General features: G+C 65.7%; 14 protein-coding genes and 1 pseudogene. 7 read left to right on the top strand and 8 right to left on the bottom strand.

All coding sequences use genetic code 11. The features are described from left to right. Positions 1-11: 11 nt before the first annotated feature. On the bottom strand, positions 12-506 hold the full coding sequence (locus ACVIJ6_RS26460) for a YciE/YciF ferroxidase family protein (RefSeq protein WP_456775101.1): 495 nt from the start codon (positions 504-506) through the stop codon (positions 12-14). Positions 507-710: 204 nt separating this feature from the next. Here ACVIJ6_RS26460 and ACVIJ6_RS26455 point away from each other — a divergent pair, with 204 nt between their 5' ends. Both ACVIJ6_RS26455 and ACVIJ6_RS26450 read left to right on the top strand, forming a co-directional pair. Further along, the gene (locus ACVIJ6_RS26455) at positions 711-2567 is read left to right on the top strand and encodes an alkaline phosphatase family protein (protein ID WP_456775100.1); all 1857 of its coding nucleotides are present in this window, start codon (positions 711-713) and stop codon (positions 2565-2567) included. A gap of 250 nt (positions 2568-2817) precedes the next feature. Then, complete coding sequence (locus ACVIJ6_RS26450; protein WP_456771698.1) at positions 2818-3975, top strand: IS481 family transposase; 1158 nt, start codon at positions 2818-2820, stop codon at positions 3973-3975. Between the two features lie 70 nt (positions 3976-4045). Here the strand turns inward: ACVIJ6_RS26450 and ACVIJ6_RS26445 are convergent, their stop codons facing one another. Next, positions 4046-5170: a S1C family serine protease gene (locus ACVIJ6_RS26445; protein ID WP_456775099.1), complete on the bottom strand. Its 1125-nt coding sequence runs from the start codon at positions 5168-5170 to the stop codon at positions 4046-4048. Positions 5171-5362: 192 nt separating this feature from the next. Next, the gene (locus ACVIJ6_RS26440) at positions 5363-5935 is read right to left on the bottom strand and encodes a hypothetical protein (RefSeq protein WP_456775098.1); all 573 of its coding nucleotides are present in this window, start codon (positions 5933-5935) and stop codon (positions 5363-5365) included. 364 nt (positions 5936-6299) lie between these two features. Here ACVIJ6_RS26440 and ACVIJ6_RS26435 point away from each other — a divergent pair, with 364 nt between their 5' ends. Beyond that, entirely contained in the window at positions 6300-6959 is a 660-nt protein-coding gene (locus tag ACVIJ6_RS26435) for a peroxiredoxin (RefSeq protein WP_456775097.1), read from the top strand. Between the two features lie 17 nt (positions 6960-6976). Here the strand turns inward: ACVIJ6_RS26435 and ACVIJ6_RS26430 are convergent, their stop codons facing one another. From ACVIJ6_RS26430 to ACVIJ6_RS26420, 3 genes are all read right to left on the bottom strand, one after another. Beyond that, positions 6977-7237 carry a hypothetical protein gene (locus tag ACVIJ6_RS26430; RefSeq protein WP_456775096.1) on the bottom strand — a complete coding sequence of 87 codons (261 nt, stop codon included), beginning with the start codon at positions 7235-7237 and terminating at the stop codon, positions 6977-6979. Positions 7238-7325: 88 nt separating this feature from the next. After that, positions 7326-7727, bottom strand: coding sequence for a DUF2177 family protein (locus ACVIJ6_RS26425; protein WP_456775095.1), 402 nt, complete (start codon positions 7725-7727; stop codon positions 7326-7328). Positions 7728-7779: 52 nt separating this feature from the next. Beyond that, entirely contained in the window at positions 7780-9747 is a 1968-nt protein-coding gene (locus ACVIJ6_RS26420; protein ID WP_456775094.1) for a DEAD/DEAH box helicase, read from the bottom strand. Between the two features lie 120 nt (positions 9748-9867). Here ACVIJ6_RS26420 and ACVIJ6_RS26415 point away from each other — a divergent pair, with 120 nt between their 5' ends. Beyond that, positions 9868-10224: a DUF1428 domain-containing protein gene (locus ACVIJ6_RS26415; protein ID WP_456775093.1), complete on the top strand. Its 357-nt coding sequence runs from the start codon at positions 9868-9870 to the stop codon at positions 10222-10224. A 24-nt stretch (positions 10225-10248) separates the two neighbouring features. On the opposite strand, the gene ACVIJ6_RS26410 is transcribed toward ACVIJ6_RS26415, so the two are convergent. After that, positions 10249-10758 (bottom strand): Spy/CpxP family protein refolding chaperone, encoded by a 510-nt coding sequence (locus ACVIJ6_RS26410; protein WP_456775092.1) that lies wholly within the window; start codon positions 10756-10758, stop codon positions 10249-10251. Between the two features lie 114 nt (positions 10759-10872). Between ACVIJ6_RS26410 and ACVIJ6_RS26405 the strand changes: the two genes are divergently transcribed. Continuing rightward, complete coding sequence (locus ACVIJ6_RS26405) at positions 10873-11352, top strand: DUF6789 family protein (protein WP_244424083.1); 480 nt, start codon at positions 10873-10875, stop codon at positions 11350-11352. Positions 11353-11637: 285 nt separating this feature from the next. Here the strand turns inward: ACVIJ6_RS26405 and ACVIJ6_RS26400 are convergent, their stop codons facing one another. Then, on the bottom strand, positions 11638-12597 hold the full coding sequence (locus ACVIJ6_RS26400; RefSeq protein WP_456772080.1) for an IS110 family RNA-guided transposase: 960 nt from the start codon (positions 12595-12597) through the stop codon (positions 11638-11640). 995 nt (positions 12598-13592) lie between these two features. Between ACVIJ6_RS26400 and ACVIJ6_RS26395 the strand changes: the two are divergent. Together ACVIJ6_RS26395 and ACVIJ6_RS26390 are read left to right on the top strand one after the other, a co-directional pair. Next, a pseudogene (locus ACVIJ6_RS26395) lies at positions 13593-15678 on the top strand (hydantoinase/oxoprolinase family protein). A 1-nt stretch (position 15679) separates the two neighbouring features. Next, a complete protein-coding gene (locus ACVIJ6_RS26390) occupies positions 15680-17335 on the top strand; it encodes a hydantoinase B/oxoprolinase family protein (protein WP_456775091.1) in 1656 nt (551 codons plus the stop codon). The last annotated feature ends 23 nt before the right edge of the window (positions 17336-17358 follow it).

Here is a 17358-nt window from a genome sequence, read left to right as displayed (position 1 = left end):
CGACGAACGCTTTAAGCAGCAGCCTCGTAATTGACCTCGCTCTCGGCGACCTTGGTCAGCAATTCGTCGGTCTTCTTCTCCTCGCTGAGGGTCTGGTCGAGCAGCTTGACGGCCTGCTTGAGGTCGAGCTTGTTGGCCCAGGACTTCAGGGTGCCGTAGCGCGAGATCTCGTAGTGCTCGACCGCTTGCGCGGCGGCGAGCAGGCCGGCATCCAGCGCCGCCGTACCCTTGTACTCCGTCATGATCTCCTTGCCCTCGTCGATAATGCCCTCGATGGCGTCGCACTTCTTGCCGCGGGCCGGCTTGCCGAGCAGCTCGAAGATCTGCTCGAGACGCTCGATCTGGCCTTCGGTCTCCTCCTGGTGCTTCTCGAACGCCGCCGCCAGCTTCTCCGACTGCGCCGCCTTGGCCATCTTCGGCAAGGTCTTCAGGATCTGCTTCTCGGCGTAATAGATGTCCTTGAGCGTATCGAGGAAGAGCTCGTTGAGGTCTTTGTCTGCAGGCATGGTGTGCTCCCTGGGTTGATGTGAGCCGACAACCGGACAGCCACACCCTGGTTCCTGCCATCCCCGACCGTCGCCATAAAATCCTGGCCGGAGCGGCGTCGGGGGCCCGCAACCCTCTTGTAACGAAACTGTCACCCGGCAAAACTAAAGCTCCTCCCTGCGGCGAGACGCCGCGATTCCGCCGATTGCTTTCAGGAGTTTTCAATGCGCCGCCCGCTCGTGCTGCTGTGCGCCGGACTGACCCTGCTGTCGTCCAGTGCCGCATTTGCGCAGAACGCCACGCCTCATAACCTGATCCTGTTCATTCCCGATGGCCTGCGGGCAGCGAAGGTGACGCCGGACGCGACGCCTGCCATGGCAGCTGTCCGCGACAAGGGCGTCAACTTCAAGAACTCGCACTCGCTGTTTCCGACCTTCACCATGGCCAACGGCTCGGCCATGGCCACCGGCCATTATCTCGGCGACACCGGCACATTCTCGAACACGATCTTCACCGGCTACACTTCGGTGCCCGCCGGTGACACCGTCGTTCCCTTCATCGAGAACGACGCCGTGCTCGGCGACATCGACGAACATTTCAACGGCGACTATCTCAACGAGGACACGATCCTGAAGCTCGCCCGCAAGGCCGGCTATTCGACGGCGGCGATCGGCAAGCTCGGCCCGACCTATCTGTTCGACCACACCGCCTGCCCCTGCAAGCCGGGCGCGACCTCCTCGATCGTGATCGACGATTCCACGGGCGGCAAGAACGGGGTGGCGCTGACCGACGAGGTCAAGGACGCCATCGGCAAGGCCGGGCTGCCGCTGGCGACGCCATCGCGCGGCGACAATGGCAAGGCGGGCGACGCCAAGACCCCCGGTACGACCTCGGCCAACGTTGCGCAGCAGGCCTATATGGTCGACGTCGCCACCAAGGTGGTGCTGCCGATGTTCAAGGCCCGCAACAAGCCGTTCGTGCTGGTGTTCTGGTCACGCGATCCCGACGGCAGCCAGCATAATCATGGCGACAGCCTCAACACCATCACGCCCGGCATCAACGGCCCGACCTCGATGGCCGGCATCAAGAACGCCGACGACAATCTGGCGGCCCTGCGCAAGGCGCTCGACGATCTCGGGCTGGCTGCTTCGACCAACATCATGGTCCAGGCCGACCACGGCTTCTCGACCATCTCCAAGGAAAGCAAGACCTCGCCCTCGGCCAAGGTCAGCTATGACGACACGCCGAAGGACTTCCTGCCGATGGGCTTCCTGGCGCTCGACCTCGCCAAGGCGCTCGATTTGCCGCTGTTCGATCCGAACGACAAGAACGCCGCCGTGCCCACCGGCAAACACCCGAAGGCCGGCAACGGCGTACTCGGCAAGGATCCGACCAAGCCGGATCTCGTCGTCGCCACCAATGGCGGCTCGGACCTGATCTATCTGCCCAACAACGACAAGAAGCTCGCCCGCCGCACCGTCAAGGCGCTGCTGGACCAGGACTACGTCTCCGGCATCTTCGTCGACGACAAGCTCGGCGAGATCCCCGGCACGCTGCCGCTGTCGCAGATCAACCTGCAGGGCAAGGCGGTGACGCCGCATCCGGCGATCGTCGTCAATTTCCGCTCCTATGTCGCACCGGGCTGCGACGTGCCGAGCAACTGCTCGGTCGAGGTCGCCGACACCGTGCTGCGCCAGGGCCAGGGCATGCACGGCTCGTTCAGCCGCGGCGACACGTACAACTTCATGGCGGCGATCGGTCCGGACTTCAAGGCGGGCTTCATCGATCCCCTGCCCGTCAGCAATGCGGATGTCGGCATCACCGCCGCCAGGCTGCTCGACCTCAAGGTCGCGGCGAAGGGCAGACTGATCGGCCGGGTCATGACCGAGGCACTGCCGAACGGCGCCACGCCGAAGGCGGTGTCCGACGTCATCAAGTCGGACCCGGCCTCGGGCGGCCTGCGCACCGTGCTGAAGCTCCAGCGCGTCGGGAGCCAGCGTTATTTCGACGCCGCCGGCTTCCCCGGTCGCACGGTCGGCCTCGACGACGAGGCGCCGAAGCAGAAGGCCGCGGCGAAGTAGTCAGATCACGCGAATGCACATCTCCCCGGGCGAGCGGAAGCGAACCCGGGGACCTCGTCCCACGTGTCTTTTCGCAATGAGAAGTACCGCCCTCTCCACGTCATTGCGAGCGCAGCGAAGCAATCCAGAGTAGCGCGCGCAGCCCTGGATTGCTTCGCTGCTGTTTAGCCCGGGGACATGGCTGACGGGTGTTCGGGGACATGGTTGACACGTCAAAATCGGCTCGATTCGTCAAACAAGGGGGCGAGCGATGCCGTGGCGAGAGGTGTCTGTCATGGATCAGCGACGAGAGTTTGTGATGCTTGCCAAGCAGGAGGGAGTAAACCGGCGGCAGCTGTGTCGGCAGTTCGGCATCAGCCCCCAGACCGGCTACAAGTGGATCCAGCGGGATGATGCTGGCGATACGACGCTGGCGGACCGATCGCGGCGGCCGCATCGGAGTCCGGAGCGCACGGCGGCTGCGACTGAGCAGCAGATTGTCGCGCTGCGCGATGCTCACCCGGCCTGGGGCGCGCGCAAGCTCGCACGTCGTCTCGAGCGCGATGGGCAAGCTGTCCCGGCGATATCCACCGTGCACTCCATCCTGCGCCGTTACGATCGCGTGAGCGAGCCTGCAGGCACGCCCGGGCAGCCCTACACGCGCTTCGAGAAGGATGCGCCCAATCAGCTTTGGCAGATGGACTTCAAGGGGCACAGCGCGCTGGAGAACGGCGTGTCCTGTCATCCGCTGACGGCGTTGGACGACCACTCGCGCTTCTCCTTGTGCCTGGCCGCCTGTGACAACGAACGAGGCTCTACGGTACAAGGCCATTTGGAGACGACGTTCCGCCGCTACGGACTGCCGGATGCGATGTTCGTCGACAATGGCGGCCCCTGGGGCTTCACCCTTGAAGACCCCTGGACCACGCTGACGGTGTGGCTTCTGAAGCTCGGCGTCCGAACGATCCACAGCCGGCCCTACCATCCTCAGAGCCGGGGCAAGAACGAACGCTTCCACCGCACCTTGAAGGCCGAGGTCTTTGCCCTCAAGCGCTATCGCGACCTGATCGACGTCCAGCGGGCGTTCGACGACTGGCGGGCCGTCTACAATCTCGACCGGCCGCACGAGGCGTTGGACTTCGATGTGCCCGCAAGCCGCTATCGACCCAGCCAGCGCACGATGCCGGATCGCCTTCCGACGGTGGAATACGACGATGGCGAGATCGTCCGTTCGGTATCCACCACCAAGGCCTATGTCAGTTTCAAGGGACGGCTCTGGAAAGTCCCGCAAGCCTTTCGCGGTGAGCGGCTCGCTATTCGTCCGCTCAGTTCCGACGGAAAATTCGGAATTTTCTTTGCCGCGCATCAGATCGCAGCGATCGATTTGCGCTGCCCGAAAAGTGTCAACTATGTCTCCGAACAGGTGTAAGCTATGTCCCCGGTCTGAACACTGCGCTCGCAATGACGCCATGGAAACATCCAATTGCTTCACGACCACCTCACCGCGCGACGTCGAGCGTCACCCGGACCTCGATCGTCTTGCCGGCGCGCCGGACCCGCAGCACGACGCGGTCGCCGGGAGTCTTGGTCTCCAGCGCACGTGTCATGTCGTCGGGGGAATCCACCGCCTGCCCGTCGATGGCCAGCAGCACGTCGCCAAGCGCGAAGCCGCCGTCGCGGGTCAGGCGCGCCGGGATCAGCCCCGCCTTCTCCGCCGCCGAATCCGGCTCGACATCGAGCACGAACACGCCCGACATATTGAGACGTGCCGACAGCACCTCATTGGCTTTTGGATCGGTCCGGATCCCGAGACTCGGGCTGACATAGCGGCCGCTCGCGATCAGCCGCGGCACGATGCGATTGACCTTGTCGACCGGCACCGCGAAGCCGATCCCGGCCGACGCGCCCGACGGGCTGTAGATCGCCGTATTGACCCCGATCAGCCGTCCGGCGCTGTCGAGCAGCGGCCCGCCGGAATTGCCGGGATTGATCGCGGCATCGGTCTGGATCAAGCCGTTCAGGGTGCGCTCCTGCGTGACCTGCAGGTTGCGGTTGAGCGCCGAGACGATGCCCGTGGTCAGCGTGCTGCTGAGGCCGAACGGATTGCCGATCGCGAACACCTTCTGCCCGACTTTGAGATCGGCGCTGGTGCCGATCGGCAGCGGCTTCGGCCGGTCGGTGCCGACGCCGATCAGCAGCACCGCGAGATCGTTCTCCGGATTGGCGCCGACCAGCGCCGCGCGGAACGAACGCCCATCGGTGAGACTGACCAGCGCCTCGGTCGCTCCTTCGATGACGTGATAATTGGTGACGACGTGGCCAAGATCGTCCCAGACGAAGCCGGAGCCAGTGCCGGAACGCTCCTGCTGCGCATCGCCGGTCCAGGCATTGACCGATTGTTGAACGGTCGTGATGAAGACCACCGAGCCGCTGCGGCTTTCGAACAGCGCAATCGTGCTCTTTTCGTCGGCGGCGAGGTCGCCGCGCGCCGTGATCTCGCGCGGCTTGGCGCGCCGGCCCAGGATCTCCGCCTGGATCAGCGGGAAAGTCTGCCACGCCATCATGAGCAGCAGCGCCGTCGCCGCGACCGCCAACAGGCGCGCGGCAAAGCTCCATCGGCTCATCTCGACATCTCCGTGCTCCAGGCCAGATCCATGCCGGCCGATCTATTCACCGGCAAGCGGGCTTCATCAAGAGGCCCGGCCCCTCCCGTCGAGCCGATCGCGTCGGAGCAACCGAAAGCCGGCGCAAAAGAAAAGAGCGCGATGAGATCATCGCGCTCTTTGAATGGGGAGTGTTCGACGAGCGCGTCGCGCTCACATGCCGATATCGATCATCGAGGGCAGCTGCGCCAGGGGCAGCACGCTCACGCCGACCAAGGTCGCGACCATCGCCCGCAGCACGCGGTTGGCCTGACGCTTGCCGCGCATGCGCTTGGCGACCCATTCCAGCGCATCGGTGCGCACGCCACGCGCATTGACCGGCGCCCAGCTCTCGATGGCGGTCTCCGCCGCCAGCGCCACGCTGCGCGGCGGCACCGGCAGGCCCGAGGCCGCGGCGGTGTGATGCGCGACCGCCTTGGCGAGCAGATCCTCGAAACGGCCGTCGTCCTTGCGCTCGGTCGCGGCAGCATCGATCTCGAACAGCGCCTCGGCCTCGGCGCGGCTGACCGGCGTGTCGTTCAGCGCCGCAGCCGTCAGGATGCGCGCGCACCAGGCCACGTCATCGGCATCAAGCACGCGGGAAAAATGCACGCGTCCCGCAGTGGTCGGGCCCTCACCGGTGATCACACCGTCGCGCACGATTCCGAGCGCGTCAGCAGCGGTTTCACAGGAGGACGGTTCGAGACCATCGAGGGAACCGATGGTTTTTGGTGCAGAGGCAGACATGTTCTCTTCTCAGTTGCTGTGTTGACCCACCTTGTCGGTCCGCGTCTGAACGAGTGGTTAACGGTTCGAAACGCTGCAGTGGGTTTTTTGTCTCGGTTGCCGATTTGCCGCAGTGACCCGGATCACGGTTCAAAGCGCCCTTCGGCGGGGGCGGCGTGTTGCGACCAAGACGTGGCGAAATCTGGGCAGCCGGTGGTCTTACGGATGTTTCGCCGCAGGCCGGGAACTCAAAACAAGTTGTTGCGCGCGTGAGCTGAGATGGGACGTTTTTCTCTTTTTCGCGGAACGGTTCCCTTGGAGGGCGGTATTTCCTATAGTGCTTAGAAGAATTTATTCCCGTCACCTGCAATGAATTGAGGTCGTCATGGCTCTCCAAATCGGCTCAGTCGCTCCGGACTTCGAGGCGCAAACCACCGAAGGCAAGATCAAATTCCACGACTGGATCGGTGACAGCTGGGCGCTGCTGTTCTCGCACCCGAAGGATTTCACCCCGGTGTGCACCACCGAGCTCGGCGCCCTCGCCCATCTGAAGCCGGAGTTTGACAAGCGTGGCGTCAAGCTGATCGGCCTCTCGGTCGACCCGGTGGACAAGCACTCGCAGTGGGCCGAGGACATCCGCGAGACGCAAGGCGCGGCGCCGAACTATCCCTTGATCGGCGACACCGACTACAACGTCTCCAAGCTCTACGACATGCTGCCCGCGGCGGTCTCCGGCGATCCGTCGAAGCGGACGGCCGCGGACAACCTCACCGTCCGCAACGTCTTCATCATCGGCCCGGACAAGAAGATCAAGCTGATCCTGGTCTATCCGATGACCACGGGCCGCAACTTTCAGGAGATTCTCCGCGTCATCGACTCGCTGCAGCTCACCGCCAAGCATCGCGTCGCCACCCCCGCCGACTGGAAGCAGGGCGAGGACGTGATCATTGCCGGTTCGGTGTCCGACGATGAGGCCAAGACGATCTATCCGAACGGCTGGAAGGCGCCGAAGCCGTATCTGCGCGTGGTGCCGCAGCCGAAGTAACGGCCGAACTCAGCCCTTTATTCGCCCTTCTCATCGGAGAAGGGCGAATGCCGCGGCAGATCCATGCGATCATGGAGGATGTGACCGATCTCGATGATCTGCTCGCCGCCCGCGCGATAAAGCAGCAGATGCCGCCCGGGTCGGCCGTGTCTCGCGACATGAAGCGTTCGCACGCCCGGTGCGATGTCGTCCCCAGCTCTCGAACCTGCCATTTCAGGCCCGTGCGTCTCGATGATCTTGTCCTGATGGTCGGTCAGCACGACGTTTCGGGTCGGCATCGCTACTCCGCGGCGCGACTTCATGCGATTGCCGAGGACTTTACCCGAAATATCCCCGTCGCGCCAAATCGCATGCGGCAGCCGCCTTCTACCCCCGTGGCGTCACCCAGTCCGCGATCAGCAGCCCCACCGTGGCCGACGCCGCGGTGACGAACACGCCCCAGCTGATGTCGACCGCGACCACCGCCCAGGTCCACTGCTTCAGCATCGCCAGCGAGGTCAGCTCGAAGGTCGCGTAGCAGAACAGGCCGAACAGCGCACCATAGAGCAAGGTCGAGCGCCAGGTCGCATCGGCCGTGCCGCTGACGAAGATCAGCACGCCGGCGATATAGAGCAGATAGAACAGCACCGCCGGCACGGGACGAATCTCGCCGAGCATCTCGCCGACCTGCGACTGGAAGAAGCCCTTGGCGACGATGCTGAGGAATGGGATGTCGAAGCCGAGCAGCACGGCCAGCGTCGCAAAATAGAGAACGGCGTAGCGGCTCATGCGGCTCCTCCCGACTTTTCGCGCAACCGGCCCCTCATTTCGACCGGACCGATCAGCCGCGGCGCTTGCCCTTGGGCGCCTTGCCAACCGGCGCCTTCGACCGCGCGCTGTGGGACGGGAACGTCTGTCCGCTGCGGCTGGACTTCTCGCGGTGCGGCTTTTTCTTCGCGAAGGCCGGCTCGTCTCCGAATTTTTTCGAGGGACCGTCGCGATACGGCTTGCCGCGGGGCCTGGCATCATTGCCGCTCCGCGGCTCGTCGCGTCGCAGCGGATGGTACGCGCTCTCCTCGGCCGCGCGGCGCGGCCGCTTGTCCGGGCGCGGCTTGTCCGATGCCCCCTGCCCCGACGGTGCGGCAGCGAGCGGCTCGATGCGGATCGTATCCTCCTTGTCGGGCCGGCGGATGTTGGCCGCGAAGGCGTCGGCCACGCGCGCGGCGATCTCGAACTCGGTCGTCGTGTCGGAGATCTTGATGGCGCCGATGTCCAGCTTCTCGATGCCGCCGCGACGGCAGATCATCGGCAGCAGCCAGCGCGCCTCGGCCTTCTTTTTCCGTCCGACCGCGGCGCGGAACCACACGCTGGGCTCCCCCATGCCGTGGCGCGCCGATGGCTTTCCGGTCTTGGTTCGCGGCGCCGGCGGACGCTCCTCGCCGCGCCCCGGCCGACCGTTGTCGCGATCGCGCTCGTGACGGGCGCGCCCGCGCTCCTCGGCGGGATCGAGAATGTCCTCCGGCGACGGCAGCCGGGCGCGATAGAGCCGCGCCAGCGCGGCGGCGATCTCCTCGGGCGAGCGCTCCGCAAGCAAGGCCTGGGCGAGCGCCTGGTCCTCCGCCGTCGTCTCCTCACTCAACACCGGATCGTGCAGCATGCGCTCGTGATCGAGCCTGCGAATCTCGTCGGCCTGCGGCGCCGTTCCCCACACGGCTTCGATGCCGGCCAGGTTCAGCAGCGTCTCCGCCCGCCGCCGCCGGGCCGGCGGCACCAGGAGCACGCTGACGCCCTTGCGGCCGGCGCGGCCGGTGCGGCCCGAGCGGTGCTGCATCACCTCGGGATCGTTCGGCAGCTCGGCATGGATGACGAGATCGAGATTGGCCAGGTCGATGCCGCGCGCCGCGACATCGGTCGCCACGCAAACGCGCGAGCGGCCGTCGCGCAGCGACTGCAGCGCCAGGGTCCGCTCGTTCTGGGTCAGTTCGCCGGAAAGCGCGACCACCGAGAAACCGCGCTCCAGCAGCGCCGCCTGCAGATGCCGGACGGCCTCGCGGGTGTTGCAGAATACGATCGCGCTCGGCGACTCGTAGAAGCGCAGCAGATTGACCACCGCATGCTCGGCATCGGCAGGCGCGATGCGGACGGCGCGATACTCGATGTCGGCGTGCCCGCCCTCGTCGCCTTCGACCTCGATCCGGAAGGCGTCGTCCTGATACTGCTTGGCCAGCGCCACGATGCCGCGCGGAAAGGTCGCCGAGAACAGCAGGGTCCGGCGCGTCTCCGGCGTGGTCTTGAGGATGAACTCCATATCCTCGCGAAAGCCGAGGTTGAGCATCTCATCGGCCTCGTCGAGCACGACCGCCCTCAAGTCCGAAATGTCGAGACGCCCGCGGCGCAGATGATCGCACAACCGCCCTGGCGTGCCGACGACGATATGCGCCCCCGCCTCCAGCTCTCGCTGCTCACGGCGCGGATCCATGCCGCCGACGCAGGAGACCACCCGCGCGCCGGCATGCTGATACAGCCAGGCCAGCTCGCGCTGGACCTGCAGCGCGAGCTCGCGCGTCGGCGCCACAATCAGCGCCAGCGGCGCCGAGGCCCGCTCGAACCGCTCGGCGTCGCCCAACAGGTTCGTCGCCATCGCGAGCCCATAGGCCACGGTCTTGCCCGAGCCGGTCTGGGCTGAGACCAGCAGGTCGCGGTCGACCGCCTCGTCATCGAGCACGGCGAGCTGAACGGGGGTCGGCTGCTCATAATTGCGCTCGGCGAGCGCGCGGGCGAGCGGCGGAACTGTAGCGGGAAAGGACAATGGGGGAAAACCTCGTTTTGGTCCGGCTGCTTTACGCCATGCCGCTCCGGAACACGAGCGCCGTGAACGCTCGGTCCAGGGGCATGCTAGACTTAAAGAAAATTCCAGGGAGCCTGAGCGGTGTATGTCGCAGGATTCGTAATCCCCGTACCAGAGGACAAGCTGGAGGCCTACTGCGAATGGGCGGCGCGCAGCGCAGCACTGTTACGTGAGTACGGCTGCCTCGAGATCGTCGAATCGTGGGAAGACCACGTGCCGGACGGCACACTCACCGATTTTCGCCGCGCCGTCGCGGCGAAGACCGGCGAGAAGATCGTATTCTCCTGGCAGGTGTGGCCGGACAAGGCGACGCTCGATATCGCCGAGGCGCGCATGCACAGCGACCCGCGCTTCGAAATCTCAGGCGAGATACCGTTCGACCCGAAACGCCTGATCCTCGGCTGCTTCAGACCGGTCCACGTCATGGGACGCGGCTGAGCCCGCGGCGCCGCCTGCCGACGGCTACTCCTCGCTCCACGGCCAGTGCCAATGATGCCAGCCCCAATTGCGCGGACCGCTGGCGTCCATGGCCGCCTTCTGCTTGTCGTCGAGCGAATCGTAGAGCGCCTGGAACGCCGGCCGGACCAGCTTGATCGCCTGCTGCATCGCGTCGAGGCGCTGCTCGGCCAGCGCAAGACGCTCGGTCGCCCTGGCGGGAGGCGTCGTCGGACAGTCCTTGGTGATCAGTTCGGCCGCCTTGGCCGATGCGGCCTTGAGATCGTCGAGCCGCGCGCGCTGCGTCTCGTTCGGCCTGATCGCGCTTTCGATCTGCGACAGGCGCCATTCGGCAAAGCCGGCCATGCGGGGATTGCAGAGAAAGCCGAAACCCCGCCCGCCCATCATCCCCGGGCCCATCATCATGCCCGGGCCCCAGCCCGGCGGTCCGCCTGCACCCGGCTGGGCAACGGACGGTGCAACGGTGGCCATCACGACGGCGGCGGCCAGGATCAACGCACGTGGATCTGCTCTCATGGCGGAACTCCCTTGACGTGGCATCAATGAGTTTGTGCAAACTAAGCGGGCGGCGCGTTCGCGTAGTTGAGCAGGATCAACGGAACCGTGATGCGCTTCGGACGAAATGACGCGATGACAATGACGCGCAGCTATCGCTGGATAGGATCGTCGCTGGTGGCGTCGGGCTGCGGGACGCTGGCGCATATGGGGCTGATGGAGCTCAAGACCGCGCTGCACATCCTGCCGCAGTTCGATCCGTCGTCCGCGCTGCTCGAGACGCTCCCGCCGCTGTTCGCCAATGTCACGCATGTGCAAGCGCCGGTCTGGCTGCTCTCGCAGCTCAACGGCGCCTTCCTCATCGGCCTGCTGTTCGGCTACGTCTTCCACCGCCTGCCCGGGCGGAGCGGCCTCGCCAAGGGCTTTCTGCTCGGACTTGCCGGCTGGCTGCTGCTCGGGATCGTGCTGTTTCCGGCCATCGGTCTCGGGCCGTTCGGCATCTCGCTCGGACTTGGCGCGGGCCCGGGCCTGTTTTCGCTGGCCATGGTCGAGGCCTATAGTCTGGTTCTCGGGGTGGTCTATGCGGCCCTGCAGCGGCCGGCCCACGGAGACTGAACCGCGATCAAGCGCGCCTGGTCCCTGCTTGCGCACCGCCGCCGCGAGAATTTCGACAAAATCGAATTTTGATCTTTCGCTTTCTCGGAAATCATGTATGATCCGCGTCGTCCCGCCCCATGCAGAGCAACTGTGGAGTTTTGGACCTGTAAGCCGGCTTGGTTCAAGGCTGGCGCTGGGCGCGCCACCGCCTTCGGCGGCTTCGGCCTTGAGCCAATCCGTTCACAGGTCCAGTCGACTTACATGCGCTCGGTCGGGAACCGAGCGCGGCAGGAGCGCGCTCGATCAGCTCGCCACGCAACGTGCCGGATCCCATTGCTGGCCGCGTGCGAGCATTGTGTTGAGGATGATGATCAGCTTGCGCATGCAGGCGATGACGGCCACTTTGGGCTTCTTGCCCTTGGCGATCAGTCGACGATAGTAGGCCTTGAGAACAGGGTTGTTGAGCGTTGCCGCGCCGAGGCAGGGCATATAGATGGCGTTGCGGACCCAGCGGCGACCTCCCTCGATATGACGCTCACCGCGGTGCTTGCCACTGTCGTCGTCATAGGGGGCCACACCGATCAAGGCAGCGGCGATCCTGTCACTGACTCGGCCGAGCTCAGGCATTCCGGCGACGAGGTTGGCGGCACTGATCTGACCAAGTCCTGGGACGCTGGCGATGATCTCCGCACGCTCAGCCAAGCTCGGGATGGACCTGACCTTGGCTGATATCTCTGCTTCGAGCTTGGCAATTTCCTTGTCAAAGCTCTCCAGGATGCGCGCCTGCGCCTTTTGGACCGTCCGCGGCGCGGCGTGTTCACTCTGGCACCCAAGGGCTATTCTGGCATTGACCAGTCTCACACGCGCCTTCACCAAGCCCTGCAGTTCCTCAAGATCTGCATCGTAGACCTGACTTGGCCCATCGCTGAATGTCTCGCCAAACCAAGCGATCATCTCCGCGTCGATCGCGTCGTTCTTGGCTAAGCGTCCGGCCGATAATGCGAAGTTGCGAACCCGCTTGGGGTCGACAACCTGCACCTCGGTGCCAGCCTGGCGCAGCAGTTTGGCCCATTCCCGCTCATAGCCTCCACTCGCCTCCATCACGACCTTGGTGACCTTGTGCTTACGCACCCAGGCGACCAACCGGCGTTGTCCTACCGCGGCGCTCAGAAAAGTTGGACGTTCGGCGACTGTCCGAACGCACGCATCCACCTTGTCCTTTGCCACATCGATGCCCGCGACAACGCTGTCAGTTTGTGCCATCTTCGACTCCCTTCCTTGCTCGGTTCGGGCTCAAAGCACTTGCAACTGTTCGGGTTGAGGAAGACACCGGATCTGTCCCTCGCTCTGAAACAAGCTTCATCGCTTTTGGGACGTAACGGGCTCAGATCCAACGACGGGCGGTTGGTCAGAACCGCCCGTTTGCGCATCTTGGCAGAGCTTCTCTACACAAGGGATGTACGCGTCGTCACGAACGTCGGGGTGAGATGCGGTGCCGCAGGTCATGCCGGACGCGCTCGATGCGCAGACGACCGGCATGCCCAGCGGACGTGAAGTCGCAGCGTCCTGACACCCCGAAGCTGGTGTTACGTTCGCAGCGATGCTGACGCATCGCGCGGATCATGGTGGCCAACAAGCCCGGCGCACCAGGGAGGCTGCGTATAAGCGTGAAGACACCGCGCAGGGAATGCCGGATGTTCGGCTGAACCTGTGGTACCTGCCGCCTGCATTTTCTTTCGCAGGCGGGCCATGGGTGAGGCCTTCACCCGGCATTCCCTGCGTCCTCTCGTTTTGTGTGAGGGTGAACTGATCGCAGAACTCGGGCGTGAAGTGCCGCGGGAACGAGAACGCTTGTGTTCGAACTGCTCAGCACGCGCTGCAATCTCCGCTGTCGTCCCGGACAAGCCGCGGCGCGCGCCAGCGCGACGCGGCGCTGATCCGCGACCCATACGCCAGCGGCGGACATGAGGCGAAGATGGCAAACGACCAGCCTGCCCCAAACGACTCCCTGGGGTTATGGGTCCCGGCATTCGCCGGGACGACGGCGGGGCGTAGGGTCGGCAGCGAAGCGCTGCACGCGACGTCGCGTCGACGCACGAGCGAACAACGACATCGTCGATCAGCAAGATTGAGCGCGCTCGCTATCACGACCTCAAGTCCGCACCGCACAAATGCAGAGCAGCAAGACACATCTCCGCTGGCGCAATGGCATAGGACTTGCTCAACTCGTCCATCAATTCGTTGCGGAGATCTATCGTATGCTTGAAGGAGCCGAAGTCCGGCTGGCCGTCGATATCGGTGGCACGTTCACCGATATCGTTCTCGACATCGGCGAGCTTCGCCGCACACGCAAGGTGCTGACGACGCCGACGCAGCCCGAGCAGGCCGTGCTGGATGGCACGCGCCTGATCCTCGCCGATGCGAAGGCGCGCATCTCCGATATCGACGTCTTCATTCACGGCACCACGCTCGCCACCAACGCCATCATCGAGCGCCGCGGCGCCAGGACGGCGCTGATCGCCACATCAGGCTTCCGCGATGTTCTGGATATTGGAACCGAGAGCCGCTACGACCAGTACGATCTCTCGATCGACAAGCCGAAGCCGCTGGTGCCGCGCGCCCTGCGCTTCACCGTGCCCGAGCGCGTCGATGCTCATGGAGATGTCAGACTGCCGCTCGATGAAGCGGCAGTGCGCGCCCTGGTGCCGCAGCTGCGCGCCCTCGACGTCGCCAGCATCGCCATCGCCTTCCTGCACGCCTATGCCAATCCCGCGCACGAGCGCCGCGCGGGCGAGATCCTGGCCGAGGAGATGCCGGGCGTATCGATCACGCTCTCCTCTGCCGTCTGTCCCGAAATCCGGGAATATGAGCGAACCTCGACCGCGGTCGCCAATGCCTATGTGCAGCCGCTGATGGACAGCTATCTCGCGCGCATGGAGCAGGCGCTCAGGATCGAGCAGTTCCGCGGCGCGATCTATCTGGTCACCTCCGGCGGCGGCGTCACCTCGATCGACACCGCACGGCGCTTTCCGGTGCGCCTCGTCGAATCCGGGCCCGCGGGTGGCGCGATCTTCGCCGGCCAGATCGCGGCCCGGCTTGGCGAACGCAAGGTGCTGTCGTTCGACATGGGCGGCACCACCGCCAAGATCTGCCTGATCGAGGACTTCGAGCCGGAGAGCTCGCGCGTGTTCGAGGTCGACCGCGCCGCGCGCTTCCTCAAAGGCTCCGGCCTGCCGGTGCGCATTCCCGTCATCGAGATGGTCGAGATCGGCGCCGGCGGCGGCTCGATCGCACGCATCGATGCGATGAAGCGCGTCACCGTCGGCCCCGAAAGCGCCTCCTCCGAGCCGGGACCGGCCTGCTACGGCCGCGGCGGCCAGCGTCCCGCGGTCACCGATTCCGATGTCGCGCTCGGCATGATCGATCCCGACGCGTTCGCCGGCGGCACCATCAAGCTCGATCCCGAACTGTCGCGACAGGCCCTGCTCCGCGACGTCGGCGCGCCGCTTGGCCTCGATGCCGAGACCGCCGCCTACGCGGTGCACGAAGTGGTGTGCGAGAACATGGCGAGCGCCGCGCGCGTCCACGCCGTCGAGCGCGGCGCCGTGATCGGCCAGCACACGCTGATCGCGTTCGGCGGCGCCGCGCCGCTGCACGCCGCCCGCGTCGCCGAGAAGATCGGCGTCTCCCAGGGTGATCGTGCCGTCCAATGCCGGCGTCGGCTCGGCAGTCGGCTTCCTCGCCGCGCCCATCGCCTATGAGCTGGTACGTAGCCGCCACGCCCGGCTCGATGAGTTCGACACCGCCCTCATCTCCGGCCTGCTGCAGGAGATGGCGGACGAGGCGCGCGCGCTGGTCGAGCCCGGTGCGGCCGGCGCTGCGGTGCGCGAGCACCGTGCCGCCTTCATGCGCTATGTCGGCCAGGGCCACGAGATCAGCGTCGAGCTGCCCAACCGCGCACTCACCGCCGATGATCTGCCCGCACTGCGTAGGACCTTCGAGGCCGGCTACGCCGCGCTGTTCGAACGGGCCATTCCCGGCGCCGCGATCGAGGTGCTGAGCTGGTCGGTGCTTGCGACGACGGACGCGCGCCAGCCGCCGGCCGTCGCCGCGGTGACGCGCAGGCCCGCTGGGCCAGCCGCCGGCCACCGCAAGTTCTTCGACGGCCGCGCCGGACACTTCGTCGAGATCCCGCTGTATCGCCGCGAGCAGATGGCGCCGGGCGCCGTCATCGCGGGACCCGCCGTGATCGCCGAGGACGAGACCTCGACCTTCATCTCCAACAGTTTCGATGCGCATATCGACGGTGCCGGCAGCATCGTCATGGAACGGAAGGCGGCCTGAGATGAGCTCGTCACAAACCAGCCTGATCGACCTGCAGATCATGTGGCACCGGCTGATCGCCGTGGTCGAGGAACAGGCGCAGGTGCTGCTGCGCACCGCCTTCAGCCCGATCGTGCGCGAATGCGGCGACCTCTCCGCTGGCGTGTTCGACCTGAAGGGACGCATGCTGGCGCAGGCCGTCACCGGCACGCCGGGCCATGTCAACTCGATGGCCGAGTCGGTGAAGCACTTCATCGCGCACTTCCCGATTGCCACGATGAAACCGGGCGATGCCTACATCACCAACGATCCGTGGATGGGCACCGGCCATCTCAACGACTTCGTCGTCACCACGCCCTGCTTCAAGGACGGCGAGCCGGTCGCGCTGTTCTCCTGCACCAGCCATCTGATGGACATCGGCGGCATCGGCTTCGGCCCCGATGGCACCGACGTGTTCATGGAGGGGCTGTACATCCCGATGCTGAAGCTGATCGACCAGGGCGTCGTCAACGAGACCCTGATGGCCATGGTCCGCGCCAACACGCGGCTGCCGGTCGACACCGAGGGCGACACCTATTCGCTCGCCGCCTGCAACGACGTCGGATGCCAGCGCCTGGTCGAGATGATGCGGGAGTTCGGCATCGCTTCGCTCGACGAGCTCGGCGATTACGTCTGCGACCGCTCGCGCGAGGCCGTGCTGGCCGAGATCGCCAAGCTGCCCAAGGGCACCTGGCGCAACGAGATGGTGGTCGACGGCTATGATGCGCCGGTCACGTTGAAGGCGGCGCTGACGATCTCGGACGACGGCATCCATGTGGATTTCGACGGCACCTCGCCCGCCTCGAAGTTCGGCATCAACGTGCCGCTGTCCTACACCACGGCCTACACCGTGTTCGGGCTGGGCTGCGTGGTGGCCTCCGAGATCCCCAACAATGCCGGCTCGCTGTCGCCGCTCACGGTCTCCGCGCCATCGGGCGCGATCCTCAATGCGCCAAAACCCGCGCCGGTCGCCTCGCGCCATGTCATCGGCCAGATGCTGCCCGACGTCGTGTTCGGCTGCCTCCGGCAGATCATCCCGGAGCGCGTGCCGGCCGAGGGCACGTCGTGCCTGTGGAATCTCAATGTTCGCGGTCAGACCCGCTCCGGCGCCGGCGGCAATTACGGGTTCTCGATGGCGGTGACGTCGAACGGCGGCACCGGCGCCCGCTTCGACAAGGACGGGCTGTCGGCCACCGCCTACCCCTCCGGCGTGCGTGGCACGCCGGTTGAGATCGCCGAGACGCAGACGCCCTTGATCTTCTGGCGCAAGGAGCTGCGGCCGGATTCCGGCGGTCCTGGCCGCACGCGCGGTGGCCTCGGCCAAATCATCGAGGTCGGCAGCGGCGTCGACGCCCCGTTCGACATCCTCGCCGCCTTCGACCGCATCGATCACCCGCCCCGCGGCCGCGATGGCGGCCACGATGGCGAGGCCGGCTATGTCGGGCTCAAGTCCGGCAAGAAGCTGCGCGGAAAAGGCTTTCAGACCGTGCCGCCGGACGACCGGCTGGTGGTGCTGACCCCGGGTGGTGCCGGCATCGGTGATCCCCGGGAGCGCGCGACGGCGCTCGTGCAGAGCGATGTCGAGAGCGGGCTGGTGTCGGCGGAGAATGCGGCAGCGGTCTACGGGCGGGCACGATGAGGGACGATCGCATGAGATGGCAA

The organism is Bradyrhizobium sp. USDA 4369 (assembly GCF_054056435.1).
This window is presented reverse-complemented; position numbering and strand designations above follow the sequence as displayed.

Bases quoted from the DNA above. Each gene is read 5' to 3' on its own strand.
- ACVIJ6_RS26460 (WP_456775101.1), bottom strand. From the start codon at position 506: ATGCCTGCAGACAAAGACCTCAACGAGCTCTTCCTCGATACGCTCAAG.
- ACVIJ6_RS26455 (WP_456775100.1), top strand. From the start codon at position 711: ATGCGCCGCCCGCTCGTGCTGCTGTGCGCCGGACTGACCCTGCTGTCG.
- ACVIJ6_RS26450 (WP_456771698.1), top strand. From the start codon at position 2,818: ATGCCGTGGCGAGAGGTGTCTGTCATGGATCAGCGACGAGAGTTTGTG.
- ACVIJ6_RS26445 (WP_456775099.1), bottom strand. From the start codon at position 5,170: ATGAGCCGATGGAGCTTTGCCGCGCGCCTGTTGGCGGTCGCGGCGACG.
- ACVIJ6_RS26440 (WP_456775098.1), bottom strand. From the start codon at position 5,935: ATGTCTGCCTCTGCACCAAAAACCATCGGTTCCCTCGATGGTCTCGAA.
- ACVIJ6_RS26435 (WP_456775097.1), top strand. From the start codon at position 6,300: ATGGCTCTCCAAATCGGCTCAGTCGCTCCGGACTTCGAGGCGCAAACC.
- ACVIJ6_RS26430 (WP_456775096.1), bottom strand. From the start codon at position 7,237: ATGCCGACCCGAAACGTCGTGCTGACCGACCATCAGGACAAGATCATC.
- ACVIJ6_RS26425 (WP_456775095.1), bottom strand. From the start codon at position 7,727: ATGAGCCGCTACGCCGTTCTCTATTTTGCGACGCTGGCCGTGCTGCTC.
- ACVIJ6_RS26410 (WP_456775092.1), bottom strand. From the start codon at position 10,758: ATGAGAGCAGATCCACGTGCGTTGATCCTGGCCGCCGCCGTCGTGATG.
- ACVIJ6_RS26405 (WP_244424083.1), top strand. From the start codon at position 10,873: ATGACAATGACGCGCAGCTATCGCTGGATAGGATCGTCGCTGGTGGCG.
- ACVIJ6_RS26400 (WP_456772080.1), bottom strand. From the start codon at position 12,597: ATGGCACAAACTGACAGCGTTGTCGCGGGCATCGATGTGGCAAAGGAC.
- ACVIJ6_RS26390 (WP_456775091.1), top strand. From the start codon at position 15,680: ATGAGCTCGTCACAAACCAGCCTGATCGACCTGCAGATCATGTGGCAC.